Annotated in this window: 17 protein-coding genes; 9 read left to right on the top strand and 8 right to left on the bottom strand. The window is 64.9% G+C overall.

What is annotated here, in order from left to right; all coding sequences use genetic code 11:
* The first annotated feature begins 29 nt into the window (after positions 1–29).
* The 3 genes from JCQ34_RS04190 to JCQ34_RS04200 all read left to right on the top strand — a co-directional run bounded on the left by JCQ34_RS04190 (position 30) and on the right by JCQ34_RS04200 (position 2,832).
* Complete coding sequence (locus JCQ34_RS04190) at positions 30–713, top strand: DUF6318 family protein (protein WP_286402161.1); 684 nt, start codon at positions 30–32, stop codon at positions 711–713.
* 491 nt (positions 714–1,204) lie between these two features.
* On the top strand, positions 1,205–1,651 hold the full coding sequence (locus JCQ34_RS04195; protein ID WP_286402163.1) for a PKD domain-containing protein: 447 nt from the start codon (positions 1,205–1,207) through the stop codon (positions 1,649–1,651).
* 110 nt (positions 1,652–1,761) lie between these two features.
* A complete protein-coding gene (locus tag JCQ34_RS04200) occupies positions 1,762–2,832 on the top strand; it encodes an alkene reductase (RefSeq protein ID WP_286402165.1) in 1,071 nt (356 codons plus the stop codon).
* Positions 2,833–3,065: 233 nt separating this feature from the next.
* On the opposite strand, the gene JCQ34_RS04205 is transcribed toward JCQ34_RS04200, so the two are convergent.
* Positions 3,066–3,383 carry a hypothetical protein gene (locus JCQ34_RS04205; RefSeq protein ID WP_286404304.1) on the bottom strand — a complete coding sequence of 106 codons (318 nt, stop codon included), beginning with the start codon at positions 3,381–3,383 and terminating at the stop codon, positions 3,066–3,068.
* Between the two features lie 131 nt (positions 3,384–3,514).
* Between JCQ34_RS04205 and JCQ34_RS04210 the strand changes: the two genes are divergently transcribed.
* Positions 3,515–6,016 carry a Tex family protein gene (locus JCQ34_RS04210; protein WP_286402168.1) on the top strand — a complete coding sequence of 834 codons (2,502 nt, stop codon included), beginning with the start codon at positions 3,515–3,517 and terminating at the stop codon, positions 6,014–6,016.
* A gap of 46 nt (positions 6,017–6,062) precedes the next feature.
* Positions 6,063–6,416, top strand: a complete 354-nt coding sequence (locus JCQ34_RS04215) for a hypothetical protein (RefSeq protein WP_286402170.1) — start codon at positions 6,063–6,065, stop codon at positions 6,414–6,416.
* Here the strand turns inward: JCQ34_RS04215 and JCQ34_RS04220 are convergent.
* From JCQ34_RS04220 to JCQ34_RS04245, 6 genes are all read right to left on the bottom strand, one after another.
* Positions 6,413–7,129, bottom strand: a complete 717-nt coding sequence (locus tag JCQ34_RS04220; RefSeq protein WP_434738944.1) for a YqjF family protein — start codon at positions 7,127–7,129, stop codon at positions 6,413–6,415. The two genes, JCQ34_RS04215 and JCQ34_RS04220, sit on opposite strands and share 4 nt — an antisense overlap.
* Positions 7,130–7,283: 154 nt before the next feature.
* Positions 7,284–8,063, bottom strand: coding sequence for an isocitrate lyase/PEP mutase family protein (locus tag JCQ34_RS04225; RefSeq protein ID WP_286402175.1), 780 nt, complete (start codon positions 8,061–8,063; stop codon positions 7,284–7,286).
* Positions 8,064–8,098: 35 nt separating this feature from the next.
* Positions 8,099–9,889 carry an HNH endonuclease signature motif containing protein gene (locus tag JCQ34_RS04230; RefSeq protein WP_350310805.1) on the bottom strand — a complete coding sequence of 597 codons (1,791 nt, stop codon included), beginning with the start codon at positions 9,887–9,889 and terminating at the stop codon, positions 8,099–8,101.
* A 182-nt stretch (positions 9,890–10,071) separates the two neighbouring features.
* Complete coding sequence (locus JCQ34_RS04235) at positions 10,072–10,467, bottom strand: DUF1622 domain-containing protein (RefSeq protein WP_286402180.1); 396 nt, start codon at positions 10,465–10,467, stop codon at positions 10,072–10,074.
* 69 nt (positions 10,468–10,536) lie between these two features.
* A complete protein-coding gene (locus JCQ34_RS04240) occupies positions 10,537–11,397 on the bottom strand; it encodes an SDR family oxidoreductase (RefSeq protein WP_286402182.1) in 861 nt (286 codons plus the stop codon).
* Between the two features lie 3 nt (positions 11,398–11,400).
* The gene (locus JCQ34_RS04245) at positions 11,401–12,321 is read right to left on the bottom strand and encodes an MSMEG_6728 family protein (RefSeq protein ID WP_286402185.1); all 921 of its coding nucleotides are present in this window, start codon (positions 12,319–12,321) and stop codon (positions 11,401–11,403) included.
* 156 nt (positions 12,322–12,477) lie between these two features.
* Here JCQ34_RS04245 and JCQ34_RS04250 point away from each other — a divergent pair, with 156 nt between their 5' ends.
* Positions 12,478–13,065 carry a hypothetical protein gene (locus JCQ34_RS04250; RefSeq protein ID WP_286402187.1) on the top strand — a complete coding sequence of 196 codons (588 nt, stop codon included), beginning with the start codon at positions 12,478–12,480 and terminating at the stop codon, positions 13,063–13,065.
* A gap of 174 nt (positions 13,066–13,239) precedes the next feature.
* Here the strand turns inward: JCQ34_RS04250 and JCQ34_RS04255 are convergent, their stop codons facing one another.
* The gene (locus tag JCQ34_RS04255; protein ID WP_286402189.1) at positions 13,240–13,896 is read right to left on the bottom strand and encodes a transglycosylase family protein; all 657 of its coding nucleotides are present in this window, start codon (positions 13,894–13,896) and stop codon (positions 13,240–13,242) included.
* A 309-nt stretch (positions 13,897–14,205) separates the two neighbouring features.
* Between JCQ34_RS04255 and JCQ34_RS04260 the strand changes: the two genes are divergently transcribed.
* The 3 genes from JCQ34_RS04260 to JCQ34_RS04270 all read left to right on the top strand — a co-directional run bounded on the left by JCQ34_RS04260 (position 14,206) and on the right by JCQ34_RS04270 (position 16,898).
* Positions 14,206–15,267: an adenosine deaminase gene (locus tag JCQ34_RS04260; RefSeq protein ID WP_286402192.1), complete on the top strand. Its 1,062-nt coding sequence runs from the start codon at positions 14,206–14,208 to the stop codon at positions 15,265–15,267.
* A gap of 261 nt (positions 15,268–15,528) precedes the next feature.
* Complete coding sequence (locus JCQ34_RS04265; protein WP_286402194.1) at positions 15,529–16,482, top strand: pullulanase X25 domain-containing protein; 954 nt, start codon at positions 15,529–15,531, stop codon at positions 16,480–16,482.
* A 104-nt stretch (positions 16,483–16,586) separates the two neighbouring features.
* Complete coding sequence (locus JCQ34_RS04270; RefSeq protein ID WP_286402195.1) at positions 16,587–16,898, top strand: acylphosphatase; 312 nt, start codon at positions 16,587–16,589, stop codon at positions 16,896–16,898.
* Positions 16,899–16,923 lie beyond the last annotated feature (25 nt).

Raw genomic sequence — 16,923 nt, forward strand, 5'->3', positions numbered from 1 at the left:
TCTTGAAACTACTGGGGGAATAGCGGCCCATGACATCGCAGAACTTTCATTCGACTCGCGCATTTGTTTCGTCACGCACTGTGCAATCCGGTGTGGCCGCCCTTGTTGTTGGGCTTGCGCTGGCTTTGTCTGGCTGCAACCCGGGTGATTCTCCTGGTCCCGGTGGCACTTCTTCTCCAGTGGCCGCCGAGACGCCCACGGCCAGCGCCACGGTCACCCCCACCCCAACTCCGAGTGCTGTCTACAAGCCCGCCGACGCGTCCGGACCCGCCCAAAACGTCCCGGTTCCCGTGCTTCCCGAGGTGGCGAAGACGGAGACGAAGGAAGGGCTCGAAGCATTTACACGGTATTGGTACGCCGCGCTGAGTTACGCATACGAAACTGGAGATATCAATGCGCTTGATTCTGTCTCGGGTTCAACATGTGCAAGCTGCAAAAAGGTCAAGCAAGAGGTTATCGATTGGCACTCCAGCGGCCGCTGGCTTGAAGGTGGTCGCGTCTCTGTTGACGCTGTCGACAGCAACTTCGTTCAATCTCAACCCTCCACATATCAAGCTATTGCACAGGTCCAGCAGGAGGCTATTGCTTACCACTTGTCCGATGGGAGCGTAAAGGGTCGCGTCGCCGCGCTACCTACAACACCCGACATAGTCGTGGCGACTTACAACGGTAATAGTTGGAAGGCTCAAACGGTCGAGCACATGGTCAAGTGATGAAGACACTTGACGGGGTGGTTCGTCCGCTGCTGGCAATTGTGGGGTGCTTGATACTAGTTTCCGCTCCGTCTCCTGCTGCAGCTGAAGACGAGTCGCCCTCCATAGGGTCAGGATGGGGCGGTAACGGCGCCACGGTAGGGGGAAGTTGGCGACCCAACCCCTCGACTGGCCTCTTTGAACAGGATGAGGGCGGCACCCCTGTAACTGATCCCTATCAGTACAAATACGAATACCAATGTGACCTAGAGGGAGGAGAATTCGCTACTCCGTGTCTTGGCAGAGAGCTTACCTGTAAGGGGGGTCCCAAGGGCGAGGACGGAATCCCCGTAGTCTGGTATCGAGCCCCGGCCGGAATCACCAACCCAACTTGGACATATCATTCAGGTCCCACATGTTTCTTTGATGCCAAGCCCGAGGACCTCCTGCCCCGCATCGCCGCAGATATCCAGCGGCAGTTCCAGAACCTTCCGGTAAACGCCGGGAAAGTGGTGGCGCAGCCCAGTCCCAACACTCTCCGCGGCGCCGAGACGAACTTCTACGCGGAAGCGGTCGAACAGCAGTTCGACATCACCATGTTCGGCCAAAAGGTTCACGTGGTGGCAACACCGGTCCAGTACACGTGGAACTACGGGGACGGCACGGTCTTCGGCCCCCAATCGTCGATGGGAGGGGCCCTGCCGCAGGACCGCTGGGGCGAAAAGACCCGGACCAGCCACGCCTACGCATCCACCGGGGATTTCCAAGTCGTCATGACCACGACCTTCCAGGGCACCTACTCCGTGAACTCTGGCCCACCCCTGCCGATACCGGGCCAGGGACAATTCAGTGCGCCCCCGCAAACCATCAGCGTCTGGCGCTCCCTTACCCGCAACTATGCGGACGACTGCCACACCAATCCGCAGGGCCAGGGTTGCCCGGGTGCCGGGATGCGCTAAGTTCAGACAGGACTGTGATCCCAGTCGCATCCGGGAAGGTTCTGGAATAGTTGCACGCGCCCCACAGTTGGCAAAGGCAGTACGTCTTCAGCCTTCGAAAGGAACTGCGCATGCTGTTTTCCCCGCTCACCCTCGGCGAACTTGAACTTCCCAACCGCTTGGTGATGGCCCCGCTGACCCGCCTTCGTGCCGGTGAGAAGGGCATCCCGGGCCCGCTCCTCGTCGAGCACTACCGCCAGCGCGCTTCCCTGGGCCTCATCGTCAGCGAGGGCACCTACCCCACGCCCGCGGGGCAGGCTTACCCGGGACAGCCTGGGATTGTCACGCCGGAACAGGTGGCCGGGTGGAAGAAGGTCACTGACGCGGTCCACGCCGAAGGCGGCCACATGTTCGCCCAGATCATGCATGGCGGCCGGGTTTCCCACTCAGACATCACTGGTGGCTTGCCAATCGTCGGCCCCAGTGCCGTAGCCATTGACGGCGATGTCCGGACACCTGCGGGCAAGCAGCCGTACCCGGTGCCGCACGCCCTGACCACCGACGAGCTTCCCATGGTCATCCAGGAAATCGTCAACGCTTCCTTGAATGCCATCGAGGCAGGGTTCGATGGCGTGGAGCTGCACTCGGCCAACGGCTACCTCCTGCACGAATTCCTGGCGCCGAACTCCAACATCCGGACGGACAGCTACGGCGGATCCCCGGAAAACCGCGCGCGCTTCGTGATCGAAACCGTCAACGCGGTGGTAGCAGCCCTTGGCGCGAACCGGGTGGGCCTGCGGATTTCCCCCGAGCACAACGTCCAGGGCATCGCCGAGACCGACGCCGCTGATGTCCGCGCCACCTACGAAGTCCTCGTGGACAGCATCGCGCCGCTCAACCTGGCATACCTGAGCATCCTGCACCACGAACCCACCGGTGAACTTGTCCAGGATCTCCGTACTCGCTTCGGCGGCACCTTCCTGGTCAACACCGGCTTCGGCGTCATCACCACCCGGGAAGAAGCCGTGAACCTGGTGGCCGAGGGTCATGCCGACGCCGTAGTTGTGGGCCGGCCCGCGATCGCCAACCCGGACCTTGCCCGCCGCTGGAAGGAAAGCCTTCCGCTCAACGAGCCCAACCCGTCCACGTTCTATGCGGAAGGCGCTACCGGCTACACGGACTACCCGATGTACCAGGGCTAAAAGCGCCCCGCCGGCATTCCTGGACCAAACGACGACGGCGGCACCCATCTTGGGTGCCGCCGTCGTTGGCTGTCTGGGGTGCTGGTCCCGGGCAGCGGCGCCGGAGGCCATCCGACGACCTCCGGCTGAAGACTTATGTGGCCCGCCGGACTCCATCGGAAGCCGGCGGTGATCAGATGCTACTCCAACGAATGGACTCTTACCAGAGCCATTTTCGGGGCCGGCTAACCCGCCTAAAGTACAGCTTCCCGGCCAGTGCCTTCCTTCATCAGAAGCCGCCCGTCCTCGATGGATACCAGCACGCTCTTGGGTTTGCCGCTGACCTTGGTGATCGCCTTCAGCCCCCGGTTGGTGACCTCCACTCCGACTTGGGCGCCTTTGGCTGGCAACTCCACCGATACCTCGGATGCTATGCCGAGTAATGGATTCGTTGAGATGCCCAGATCCCTGCGCACCTCCTTGCCGTTGACAGTCACGGTGATGTTGGCCTCGTCGAACCCCTCCTGGAAAACAACAAGCAGTTCCCGCATGATGGCCTCTTCCTCGAGCATCGGCACCAGTAACGGCATGTCCACTACAGCACTTCGCAGGCCCCAACGGAATACCCTCTGCCAACCCCGCGATATTCACATGAACACACCCTCCGGTGGAGCCCGGCAGGCCGGTAAGGCAAGATGTTCTGGTGACTCAACTGCCTGCACCTTCCCCTGTTTCCGCACTTTCCCACGCGTCAGGGGAGGACGCCGTCTTTGCCCAGATCGCCGCCGAGCTAGGGGTCAAGGCATGGCAGATCAAGGCGGCTGTTGACCTGCTCGACGGCGGCTCCACGGTTCCATTCATCGCCAGGTACCGTAAGGAAGCCACCGGGACGCTGGACGACACCCAGCTCCGGAACCTCGACGAGCGGCTCCGCTACCTCCGCGAGCTGGCGGACCGCCGTCGTGCCGTCCTTGAGGCGGTTGAAGCGCAAGGGCAGCTGACACCGGAACTGCGCAAGGCAATCCTGGCTGCGGATACCAAGTCACGGCTCGAGGACATCTACCTGCCCTTCAAGTCCAAGCGCCGGACCAAGGCCCAGATCGCCCGTGAGGCCGGCCTGGAGCCCCTCGCGGACACCCTGCTGAAGCGGCCGGACCTGGACCCCGAACGCGAAGCCGCCAAGTACCTCAACAATGAGCACTCCATCGGTGACGCAGCCACGGCCTTGGCAGGCGCCCGCGCCATCCTGGTGGAGCGGGTTGCCCAGGATCCGGATCTCGCGGCGAACCTGCGGGACCGGATGTGGACGCAGGGCCGGATGGTGTCGCGCGTCAAGAAGGGCAAGGAGGCGGAAGGGCAGAAGTTCGCCGACTACTTCGAGTTCGCGCAGGCGCCGGAGCGGATGCCTTCGCACCGGGTGCTGGCGCTGTTCCGCGGGGAGAAGGATGGCGTCCTTGAGTTGGACCTCGCCGAAGCAGATCCCGCGGACGACGCCGCCCTTACCGCCGCCCGTGCCCGCTATGAGTCCGCGGTGGCCAGGTTCCTCGGCGTCGCCGACCGCGGCCGTCCCGCCGACGCCTGGCTGATGCAAACAGCCCAGGTGGCCTGGCGCTCCCGTGTGCTGGCCCGCCTCACCTCCGACCTCCGCGCCAGGTTGTTCGCGGCGGCGGAGGACGAAGCGGTACGGGTGTTCGCCGCCAACCTTCGTGACGTGCTGCTGGCCGCCCCGGCCGGAAACCGCGCCACCCTTGGCCTGGACCCCGGGCTGCGCACCGGTGTGAAGGTCGCCGTGGTGGACGGCACCGGAAAGGTGGTGGCCACTGACACGGTCTACCCGCATGCTCCTGCCCGCAAGTGGGACGAAGCCCTGGCCACCCTGGTGCACTTGGCGCGGCAGCACGCCGTCGAACTTGTGGCCATCGGGAACGGGACGGCATCGCGCGAGACGGACAAACTGGCTGCCGAACTGATCAAGCAGCTGTCGGAGGTGGACCGGAAACCGCAGAAACTGGTGGTGTCCGAGGCCGGTGCCTCCGTCTACTCCGCATCGGCGCTCGCCGCCGCCGAACTGCCGGGAATGGACGTTTCCCTGCGCGGCGCCGTTTCCATTGCACGCCGCCTGCAGGATCCTCTCGCCGAACTCGTCAAGATCGATCCAAAGTCCATCGGCGTGGGCCAATACCAGCACGACGTCACAGCGTCGAAACTGGACCGGAGCCTTGATGCGGTGGTGGAGGACTGCGTGAACGCCGTGGGGGTGGACGTCAACACCGCGTCGCCCGCGCTGTTGAGCCGGGTGGCCGGCGTCGGGCCCCTGCTGAGCGAAAACATCGTGGCCTATCGGAACGAACATGGCCCCTTCAACAAGCGGACCGACCTCAAGAAGGTGCCGCGATTGGGCGCCAAGGCATTCGAGCAGTGCGCTGGCTTCCTTCGAATCACCGGGGGAGCCGAGCCACTCGATGCGTCCAGTGTGCACCCGGAGGCCTACGCGGTGGCGCGGAAGATTCGCGCTGCTGCCGGGTCAGCGCCGGTGTCCTCATTGGACCCGCAGAGGTTCGTGGACGACACCTTCGGCCTTCCCACGGTCCAGGACATCCTCGTTGAGCTGGACAAACCGGGCCGGGATCCCCGGCCCGCCTTTGCTGCCGCCACCTTCTCGGAGGGGATTGAAAAGATCTCGGACCTGAGGCCGGGCATGATCCTTGAGGGAACGGTGACCAACGTTGCGGCGTTCGGCGCCTTCGTGGATGTGGGCGTCCACCAGGACGGTTTGGTGCACGTCTCTGCCCTGGCCAACCGCTTTGTGTCCGACCCGCGCGAGGTGGTGAAGTCCGGCCAGGTGGTCCGCGTAAAGGTCCTGGAGGCTGACCCGGAGCGGAAACGGATTTCGTTGACCTTGAGGCTCGACGACGAACCAGCCGGCGGTGGTGCAGGTTCCGGGCGGCGGGCAGGACATGGCGTTGCAGGACCTGGCGGTGCAGGAAGACCTGGGGCGGGACAGAACGGTGCCGGACAGGACCGGCAAGGCAACCGCGGGGGAGCAGGTAGCCAAAAGGTTGAGCGGGCCGGACGCCAGGACCGGCAACAGCAAGGCAATCAGTCTCCGCGTTCCGCCGGCGGTAATAACCGTGCAACCCCGAAACCCCAACCCATTAACACTGCAATGGCCGAGGCTTTGAGGAAGGCCGGGCTGGGCAAGTAGCTCCCCGGGGACTTTGGCAAGGCCGGCTTTTCTGCAAGGGTGGGGTATGACCTATTTCCTGGAGTACACCGTTCCTGCCGCCCCTGGTGACGACGAGTTCGAGTTCCCCCACGACGAGATCAATTCCGGCGAGACGGTCCCGCTTACCCAGACGAACGCAGAAGTAGTGCACACGCCGGATCTCCCGGCGCGCACCGGCATCATCGGTGCAACCGTGCCAGAAGCGAAGCTCGAGGCTGAGCAGCTAATCACCCACAGCCGGGCATCGGCAGCATCCCTGTACTTCGACCCGTCCAACTCCCTGCAAACGGGAGTGGGAACCTTGGTGAGCACGTTTACCGAAGGCGAAGGCTGGCAGGACGCCCCGGGGGCGCCGGAACCCCAGGACGCAACCTTCTAGCCGTCAGTTCCCAGCAGGCGAGGCCTGCCGAAGCGTGTCCGGACTCCCGGCGAGTAGAGAACCGACTCCGGTGGCCCGCTCACGCTGATGCCGGCAGCCTGGACCAATCGGTCGCTGAGCCGGTGAACGTCTGCGCCAAAGAGCGGCCACTCCTGGTGGCTATTCGGAACGTAGACGGTTCTGCCGTCGAAGCGGCCATGCATGCCGAACCTCGCGGTAAGAAAGATCGACAGTGGATCGGTGGCAACGGTATGCAGTCTGGGCACCACGCCGAAGTGGCTTCGGGCAGCGTTGGCACCGAACCGGTGCACGGAATAGCCGACAGGTAGTCCACGCGTGATGCCGGGAGCGGTCCTGGGACCATCATGCTGCCTTCTCCAATCGCTGCCTGGGAAGGCTGGCCATTGCCGGATCCGCGACCACACGTAGGGTATTCCTACCGTCCGCGTTGCGACAACGACTGGGAGTCGGTTAGCGTCCAGGCTTAGGAACACCACCCCGCGGGTCCCGTCCGGCTCGCGGGAGTAAAGCCGGACGTTGACCTCATTGAAGCTTCCCAGGTAGGGAATGCCAGGACCCTGTCCGACTCCCGCCTGGACCATGCGAAAACCGATGAGTCCGACCCAGGAACTGCCGTCGAACACATCCGGTTGAACCCCCGTCGGCATGAACGTGGCCGCCAATTCCTCGGGAATTCGCCAGTGGAGGAACACGGCGTCAAGCCAGCGCTGGTCGGAAAATATCGGCCTAGGTAATTCCGGCGGGCGCGGCCACAGTTCTGCGGCGCTCAAGTTCCCCGTCAAGGTTCATCCACTCCTTCCCTCAGTCGAACCGCTGACATTTGCAGTTCGCACGCTGCGGTTTCACCTAGTTCAAGGGCCGCGTGTTCTCAGGAAGCTGGCCGCCCGCGAGGAGTTCTGCGGCTGCGTCGGCGAGGGCTGTCAAGGCCACCCTCTGCGTCCATGGGCCGTATGAGATTCGGGCAACGCCCAGTTCCTGCAGCTTGGCCGGCGGCAGGGAACCGGGGACGTTGATGACCGAGATCTTGTTCCAGCCGATGCCCTCAACCAGCGCTGTGACCGTGCGCTCGTCCAGGAGTCCCGGCACAAAGACATTGGTGGCGCCTACGTCCAGGAATGCCTTGCCGCGTTCGATGGCATCCGCAAGTACATCTTCAGACGCACGGTCCTTGCCCTTCAAAAACGCGTCGGTCCGTGCATTCAGGACGAAGTCGATTCCTTCTGCAGCGCCGGCATGAACAACGGCTGCCACCTGGTTCACGGCGTCTGTCAGCGGCCGCATCTGGTCCTCAATGTTGGCCCCGACGATTCCGACGCCAATCGCCTTGCGCGTGGTCTCGCCTGGATTGCCGTAACCGGATTCAAGATCGGCACTCACAGGCAGGTGGGTGGCCGCAGCTATCCGGCCCACGAAGCTGATCATTTCGTCGACGGGGATGTTCTCACCGTCCTCGTAGCCAAGGGTGGCGGCGATGGAGTGGCTTGCCGTTGCGAGGGCAGCGGTTCCCGGTACATCCGTAATGACTTTGGCGGTGATGGCATCCCACACGTTGACCACCTGGAGAATCTCCGGGGCCTGGTGGAGACGGAGCAGTTCGGAGGCTTTGGCACTGTTCGTTTCAGTCATGGGTGAAGCCTAACCCGACGCCTGTTGGGCAGGTTTCATTCCCGTGGGTGGGGTGGTGGGGGTGGTTTGAAGTAGTGGTTTTGTTGGGGTGTTTGGGTGGGGTCGAGGTGGGGTGGGGGGATGAAGGTGGGTGTGCCGTGGGTGGTGGTGATTTTCCAGTGTTCTTTGTGGATGAGGTGGTGGTGGTGGCTGCAGAGCAGGGCGCCGTTGTTGGTGGTGGTGGGTCCGCCGTGTGACCAGTAGGTGATGTGGTGGGCTTCGCACCAGGGGGCGGGGATGGTGCAGTTGGGGAAGGCGCAGCCTTGGTCGCGGGCGGTGAGGGCGAGGCGTTGGGCGGGGGTGAAGAGGCGGGTTTTGCGGCCGAGGTCGAGGATTTCGCCGTTGGTGCCCAGGAGGGCGGGGATGATGTCGGCGTCGCAGGCGGTTTTGCGCAGGGTGGTGGCGGCGACGGGTCCGGTGAACATGAAGGTGCCGGTCCCGGTTCCTGCGGATGTCCCGGTTCCTGCGGATGCCGCTGTGTTGGCTTGGGTGTGGGGGAAGAGGTCTTGGTAGTGGATGGTGGCGATGATTTGGGGCCGGTTGCCGCCGGTGGTGGGCAGGGTGTTGGTGGTGAGGGCGGCTTTGGCGGCGGTGACGAGGCCGTCGAGTTGTTTTTGGGCGCGGGTGCGCCGGTCCAGGTCCGGCAGGGCGATGTGCCCCCTGGCATCGCCTGCCGGCGTGCTGCCTTCGCTGCCGCTACCGCTGCAGCTGCCTCCGCTGCCGGTGCCCTCTGCAGTGCCCGTGCCCGTGCCGGTGTTGTTGGTTCCGGTGTTGGGGGTGGTGGTGTGGGGGTTGGTGGCGGTGTTCATGACGGTGAGGAGGTGTTCGTATTGGTCGCCGGTGGCGAAGATTTCGACACGGTGCAGGCCGTGCCGGGGTTTGCGGATGAAGGCGCCTTGGGTGTGGCGGAGGGCTTCTTCGGTGGGTTCGGTGCCGTCGGCGTCGATGGTGTCGGTCCAGCGTTGGGCCAGGCGGGTGAGGAAGTCGGGGTCGCAGCTGGTGGCGGCGGTAGTGAGGTGGTGCTCGATCGTGTCGAGGGTTTCTTGTGTGGTGTGGTGTTGGAGCCGGTCCAGGGTGGCGGTGATGATGGTCGCGGCGTGCGAGGACACCGCAGGTCCCTGAGCCGGCCCGGGCCAGGCGCCGGCCTCGGTGCTGGCGTGGAGTTCAGTGGCGGGGGTGAGGGCGGCGGCGAGGTGTGGCCGGGTTGGCGGGAGTGGTTCGCCGGTGATGGTGGTGACGGGCAGGACGTGCTGGGCGAGGGCGAGGCGGCGCCGGGCTTCGCGGATGGGGATTTGCAGGCGCAGGCGGAGGAACTCTGCGGTGTTCCGGCACCCGTCATCGGCCGGAGACACCACCACCGGGCGCATCAGGCCTCGTGTGGAGGGCGGCCCGGGCCAGTTGGCGTCGGTCTCACGCACGACACCGGTCCCGCTGGCTGTTGCTGGGGCGGTGCGCAGGGTTTCAAAGCCGGTGGCGTCCCACCCGGTGATCCAGCCCGTGGACCCGCCTGCGCGGGACCGGCCTGCGCGGGACCGGCCTGCGCGGGTCTTGGCTGTGGCGGCGTCGTTGATGGCCTGGGTGCGGGTGCGGTCCACGGCCCCGGCTGAGACGAGTTGGAGGTACTCCACGGAGCGGGCGAGGCCCTCGACCTGGGCGGCATAATCGGCAGCCTCGACATAAGAGGCCGTTGCCAGCAGGTCCGGGGTGGCCAGGGCGGCGGCTGCCAGCTGTGCGGCCAGCCGGTCCAATACGTCCTGCTCACCGGGCCCTGAGGCTGATGCCTGCAAAGGACCTGTCAGAGGATCCTCACTGGGGACCGGGCGAAGGCGGGCCGGGCGCGGCAGCCGACTGCCGGCGTCGTACGCCCTCCCCAGATCTTCCCCAATGGCCTCCATAACCCAACTCTGCCAGCCACCACCGACAATCAAGAGACCCCAAAACCCCTATGTGGAAAACCCCGTCAAGAGCCTTAGCGTGCTGTTGCGGTGGAGTCAGAACGGGCCGGCGGTGCCTCCTTTTGCCACGGCCAGCGCCCCGTAATTTCCAGCTCCAGCGAGAAGCTGAGGAACGTCCGGATCAGCACGATGATGGCCAGCACCCCGACGCTTACGAACGTCGGCGTTACGGCAACGGTGCGGATGATGTCGGCAGCGACGAGCAGTTCAAGGCCCAGCAGGATGGACCGGCCCAGCAGCTGGCGGTAGGAGCGGTAGAAGCTCAACTTCTCCGCCCCCGCTGGAAGCTGCCGAGGCTGGTGGCCGCGGATTGCCATCGGGAGGGAGACCACCGCCCCGATCACCATGACCGCAACGCCTGCGAAGTCGACCAGCTGCCCAACCGTCTCAATGATTTGCCGGAATTCCATGCCCTGCCTCAACTCGGGCCAGGCGTCCCCATAGCCAGCCTGGCAGCGATCAAGGAACGGCGGACTCGCTCATGGATGGCGCACGCCGTTCCCCGCTATAACCTCCTTGTACCCTTCCCTGAAGGTGGGAAACGTGAAGGTGAACCCGGTGCTGCGCAGGAGATGGTTGCCGCAGCGCTTGTTGCCCCCGCGGGCAGGTCCGGCGTCGCCCACGCGGGGTGAGGGAAGGCCCAGTTCGGCCGCCAGGAAGCGCAACACGGTTCCCAGATCGGCCGGTTCGTTGTCCACGCCTACGTATACAGGAGCGGGTACGGCGTCCATTGTTGCCAGATGCACCAGGGCCGCCGCGGCGTCGTCGCGGTGGATCCGGTTGGTGTAGCGCACGTCCTCCGGAATGACGGCCGAGCCCGACTTCACCTGGTCGATCAACCGCGTCCGGCCCGGCCCGTAGATGCCACCCAGCCTGAGCGAGATGCCCACAGAACCGGTGCCGGCAAGCCTGGCCTGCAGGAGATCGTCGGCCTCCACCAGCACGCGGCCGGAAAACCCGCCGGGGTGGGGCGGCGTGGCTTCATCCACCCATCCGCCGCCCGCATCGCCGTATACGGCGGTGGACGAGACGAAAATGATGCGGCGAGGCACCACCCCATCGCGTTCGAGTGCATCCAGCACATTTTCCACTCCGCGTACATACGCGGAGCGGTATGCCTCTTCCGTCGGGGAGTCGGCAGCCACGGCAATGACGACGGCGGAGGTATCCGCCGGGACCGGCGGCAGGTCCGGAGACGCCAGGTCAGCCGCGGCACCCTCGATGGCTGCGGGCAGTTTCGTGGGGGAGCGGCGCCACCCCACGACGCGGTGGCCTAATGCGGCGAACCGCAGGCCCGCCTCGGTACCCAGGTCGCCGCACCCGGCCAGGAGAATCGTCATGGCCTACGGGGCCTCCACCGGGAAGAACACGCGGGGGTCCTGCAGCAACGCCGGGTACGTGAACGCGGACCGGTCGATGATTTCCGTGACTTCGAAATTCCTGCCAAAGCGGCCGTCATCGAGTGTGATGGGCCGGCCCACCACCTGTCCCACAGCGAACCTGGCCCCGTTCTCGAACGGAACCGCTACCGGCGTCTTTCCCGGAAGGGTGCGGAACGCTTCCTCCTGTGCCAGCCGCTTGCGCGTGGGCTTCTTCGCCTGGGGCTTGGGTGGGGCCTTCTTGGGCGCGCGGGACGGACGGCGGGAGCCGTCGTCCACATAAACGGGGGAGTAGCCGTCGTCGCTCGCGGACATGGCTGCCGCGGCAGCAGCGGCGCGGTTCACCGGAGGAAGCGCCACCGTGGTGAGGGACTGGGGGTCGACGTCGTCGTACGGTTCCCGGAGTATCCAGAGGATGTCCCCTTCCGGCTCCTCCGGCAGGAACTCATGCCGGGGCTCGGGCCAGACATAGTCCATATCCGGAATCGCATCCGGGAACACCGAGGTGTAAAACTTCGGTTCCTTGTGGACCAGTTTGGAACGGTGGCTCAGGTGGAAGTCCGGATCACCGAGCCACGGCGGCATGACGATTTTGGCGGCATAGTCCGGGTGGGCCGCCTGCGGTGCGAACTCCGCAATGTTGGCGCGGGTGTTGTCAGGGTGGCCGCGCTCAGTCCATTCGTCCACCATCGCCAGCCCGTACATGGTGAGGGCGGGCACGTGGCCCATCCACATCCGGATTGCCGGGTGGGTCTGCCAGCCGTAGCCCGGAATCACCAGGGCGCGGAGGGTTTGCAGCGCTTCAACCCGCTGCTTGCCCAGCCGCGCGGTGTCTAGGGCTGCGGCGCTTTGGCGGAAGTCAGGGTACGGGAGAAAGGTTTGCATCCATTCAGTCTGACGGTCCCCGGCGGAACTGCCAATTGCTGTGCCTGCGGCCACAAGCGGGGAGTGCTCGTGTCCAAATAATGGACGCCTGCATACGGCTTTCAGGTTAAACCACTAAGATCACCGCAACCACCCCCGCATTTTGGAAGCTCTCTCATGACATCTACACCTGACAAAGCCGTCACCCCCGCCCGTACTGCCCTGCCCCGCTACGGACAAATGCTCGGCCCCGAAGCCCGGGGCGTCCTGGTTCTCGACGAATTCATCATCGATCCCGCCGCGGCGCGCAAGGACCAGCACCGCTTCCGTGACGGCATGGCCGCCGTCGCCCGGACGGTCCGCCGCATTGCCGCCCTCCGCGTGGTCATCGCACTGGTAGCCATCGCCAACCTACCCCTGTTCCTTCTCTCCAGCGGCTGGTGGATCTACGGCGTTTCGCTCACCCTGGTCGTTGCCGTCCACACCGCAGTAACCCTGCTCAACCGGCACGAGCCGCGGCTCAAGCAACGGTCGGCGCTGGAGCTGCACATGCACCGCGAACGCAGCGTCAACTACCGCAAAGTGCGCGACGCCGTGAAGTACATGATCGATACCCCCAGCCGCATGAACGAGCACCTTTACCTCGAGCTGCTCGCCGTCAAGCGCGTTGCCCTGAACCTGGCGCACGGCACCGTGGCGCTGCTGGACACCAGCGACGACTCCGCCTGGAAGGTGCGCATCGTCCGCGAGCTGCCCGCCAACTGACCGCCAGCCGCACCACGGCAGCGGCTGAGGAATTAAAGAACGACGCCGGCACATCCCTTGTAAGGGTGTGCCGGCGTCGTTATTTGGTCAACGGAATTTGTCTATCGCCGACCTGTCTGTGTCGCCTTGGAAAGGCGGAGCGCCCAAGGGGCGCTTTTAGTACTCCGACCGCTGTTACGCGGGAAGCTGGATGACCTGGCCCGCGAACACCAGGTTCGGGTTTGCAATGGTGTCCAGGTTGGCGTCTGCAAGGTGCTGCCAGCCGCCCTGGATGCCCAGCTTCTGGGCAACGATGCTCAAGGTATCTCCGGCCTGGAGGGTGTAGGTCTCGCCGCTGAGGGCAACGGAGGTTGCGTGCCTCGGGGCCGGCGGAAGCTGGACCGGAGCGCTCTGGACCTGCGTGGCCTGGACGGGTGCACTCTGGACCGGGGCGCTCTGCACGGGAGCGCTCTGGACAGGTGCACTCTGGACGGGGGCCCCGCCGCCACCGCTAAGCCCGAGCTGGGATGAGCAGGACGGCCATGCGCCCCAGCCCTGGGATGCCTGGACGCGCTCGGCTACCGCGATCTGCTGTTCGCGGCTGGCGTTCTGGGGAGACCCGGTTCCGCCGTAGGCCGACCAGGTGCTGGAGGTGAACTGCAGGCCGCCGGAGAAGCCGTTGCCCGTGTTGATGGACCAGTTGCCGCCGCTCTCGCACTGGGCCAGCGCGTCCCAGGTGGACGTGGGTGTCGCTGCGTTGGCCGCCGTGGCTGAAAGGGCCAAACCTGCCGCGGAGACGGCGGCCAGGGTGACTCCGCGGCGTGCGGCAGTACGGAATTTGGTGATTTTCATGGTGGTGATGCTCCTGAAGGCCACCGGCGCTGGCTCCGTCCCCGGAGATCGTCGCGCCACTGCCCGCCCCTGACGAATAGAGGTCACTATCGGTGGCTGCCGCTGGGCAGTTCTGGTGGAGGCAGCACCGGGCAATCAAAAAGCCCGCCGAACGGGCATGCATTTCACGCTAGGACATCATCTGGCCGTTATCAAATCGAGATTGGAGTGGGCGTGTTGGGTGTGGCATGAAGCACGTAACGCTGTGGTTCGCAGAGGTTGCGGGTTCCCGGGCAGGCGCGAAACCGGGAGGGGCACTATCCTGACCGGATGGAGAACTTTGCCGGCGGCAGCACCATGCCCGAAACCGAAATGGAACCCGTGGAAACTGCGGTCCCTGCCAAGCCCCTTCCGGTGGCCGAACTGCACCTGCACATTGAGGGCACGCTGCAGCCCGAGCTCATCTTTGCCCTGGCCGAGCGCAACGGCATTACCCTGCCGTACTCCGGGCTGGACGAACTGCGCCAGAAGTACGAGTTCACCGACCTGCAGTCCTTCCTGGACCTCTACTACGCCAATATGGCAGTGCTCCAAACCGAACAGGACTTTGCGGACATGACCCGCGCCTACCTGGAGCGGGCAGCCGCCGCGGGGGTCCGGCACGCCGAAATCATGATGGACCCGCAGGCGCACCTCTCCCGAGGCATCCCCCTCGAGGCGTGCGTTAAGGGTGTGGCCTCGGTGCTGGCGACTTCCGAGGAGGAGTACGGGATCTCCACCATCCTCATCGCGGCTTTCCTTCGCGACCTGCCGGAGGACTCGGCGCTGGAGGTGCTGGGCCGGCTGCTGGCCATGAACGCACCCATCGGCGCCATCGGCCTGGACTCGGCCGAAGTGGGAAACCCGCCGTCCAAGTTCGAGCGGTTGTACGCGAAGGCGCGTGAAGCAGGCCTGCGGTTGACGGCGCACGCGGGGGAGGAGGGTCCGGCGTCGTACATCGTCGAGGCCCTGGACCTCCTGGGTGTGGAACGGATCGACCACGGCATCCGCTGCATGGACGATCCCGACCTGGTGGAGCGCCTGGTGGACGCACGCATTCCCTTGACCGTCTGCCCCTTGTCCAACGTCCGGCTCCGTGCCGTGGACACCCTGGCGGACCATCCGTTGCCGGCCATGCTCGCGGCAGGGCTCAATGTTTCGGTCAACTCGGACGATCCTGCCTACTTCGGCGGCTACGTGGATGACAACTTCACGCAGCTCACCGCGGTGTTCGACCTCTCCGATTTCGACAAGGCACGCCTGGCTGCGAACTCCATCCACTCCTCCTTCGCTTCGGAGGAGCGGAAGGCGGAACTGTTGGCGGAACTCAACGGCAGGGAAGTGTCCGACTGACGGCTCCTGTGTCGGGCGCAACAGCGGTGCTTTCAGCCCGGTAAACTAGGTGCCGCAGGCGTGTCTGGGGAGTGCAAGGCAGCACCCATGTCAGCGCTTGAGGGTTATGCAGACAGCCCTTACCCGAGACCTCCGCCTCACTTGCGGCACCATCCGCTTCACAGTCGGTCACGACACGCAGAGTTAACCAATTAAAGTCGCGCGATTTAATGGGCTGTTGGCAAGATGCCTAAGACCGATCGCTTTTATATAAGGGGAATCATGGCCAAGTCCACCGCAGAAAACACCTACCTTCGGCTCAAGACCGTGCTGGAGGTCCTGACCGAAGGCGTGTGGTCCGGCGATGCACTGAATGCTGGCCAGGTCCTGGCGGAAGCAACCGCCCGCGTGCCGTTCAACGAGCATGAGGCCGAACTCCTCAGCGGCGGCATCCCGCGGGGCCACAAGACCCTCACCTCGGCAACCGCCAAGCTGGTCAAGGCGGGCTGGCTGATCAAGGGCCGCTCGGGCTGGACCATCACCGAGGACGGCATGCGCGCCACCGTTGCCTTCCCGGACGTTGATTCCTTTGCGGCAGCGCTCGACGCCGGCACCCCGGTCCCTGCCGACACTCCCGTTCCCACGGCTCCCGAGGGCTTTGTCCGCCCGGTTTCCGCCACCGCGGCAACGCTGGAGGTTCCGGCCAAGGAAGCAGCACCGAAGAAAACGGCCAAGAAGGCCCCCGCGAAGAAGGCAGCCTCCGCTGTGGGCAAGGCAGCCAAGGCGCTCGAAGACGCCGTGGAGCCCGTGGTGAAGGCCGTCCGCAAGGGCAAGTCTCCCGCCAAGGACAAAGCCGAAGCTGTTGCTGCCCCTGTAGAAACGTCCACAGCGGCCGGCGCTGCTGAGCCGTTCGAGGGCCCTGACGTTGAGACCCTGCCGCAGCCCGAGGCTGTGGCCGTGGTGGGTGACTTCAACACCTTCCTGGGCGCGCCTGAGGACTGGGCACCGCAGTACGACGAAGCTCAGATGGAGTTCGACTTCCTGGACCAGCTGTGGAAGAAGAGCGCCGAGCTTCCCGCCGGTTACTACACCTTCAAGATTGCCCTGAACCGTTCGTGGGATGAGAACTACGGCGCCTTCGGCACGTTCGACGGCCCCAACCACGAACTGCACCACACCGGTGGCACCGTGACCATCCGCTACAACCACGCCACCCGCGACATCACCATCAACTAAGCGTTGAGTGCCCAACCGGGCAGCAGTTACTGTCGTTTTGACACTCACAACGGCACCTGCTGCTACCCGGTTGGGCACGCCGATGTTTCCTTAGGAGGCCCGGCATGGGCAGGCACGAACGGACGCAGGACGGCCCAGAGCAGGACAGCGTGCGGTTGGACGCCCGGGTGTTCGGCATGGTCCAAGGTGTGGGCTTCCGTTACTGGACGATGGGTACGGCGGAGGACCTTGGCTTGTCGGGTGAGGTGAAGAACCTCGCCGACGGTTCGGTATCCGTGGTTGCCGAGGGGCCCCAGCCACAGGTCCGCAAACTGCTGGACTGGCTGAACTCGGACCGCACTCCCGGCCGGGTGGAGCGGGTGGACAGCTCGATGTCCGAAGCCGGCGGAAAATACCGCGGCTTCGGGGTGGGCTGACCTACCCGGGATTTGCTCCAACGAG

This window comes from Pseudarthrobacter defluvii, assembly GCF_030323865.1.
GTDB lineage: Bacteria > Actinomycetota > Actinomycetes > Actinomycetales > Micrococcaceae > Arthrobacter > Arthrobacter sedimenti.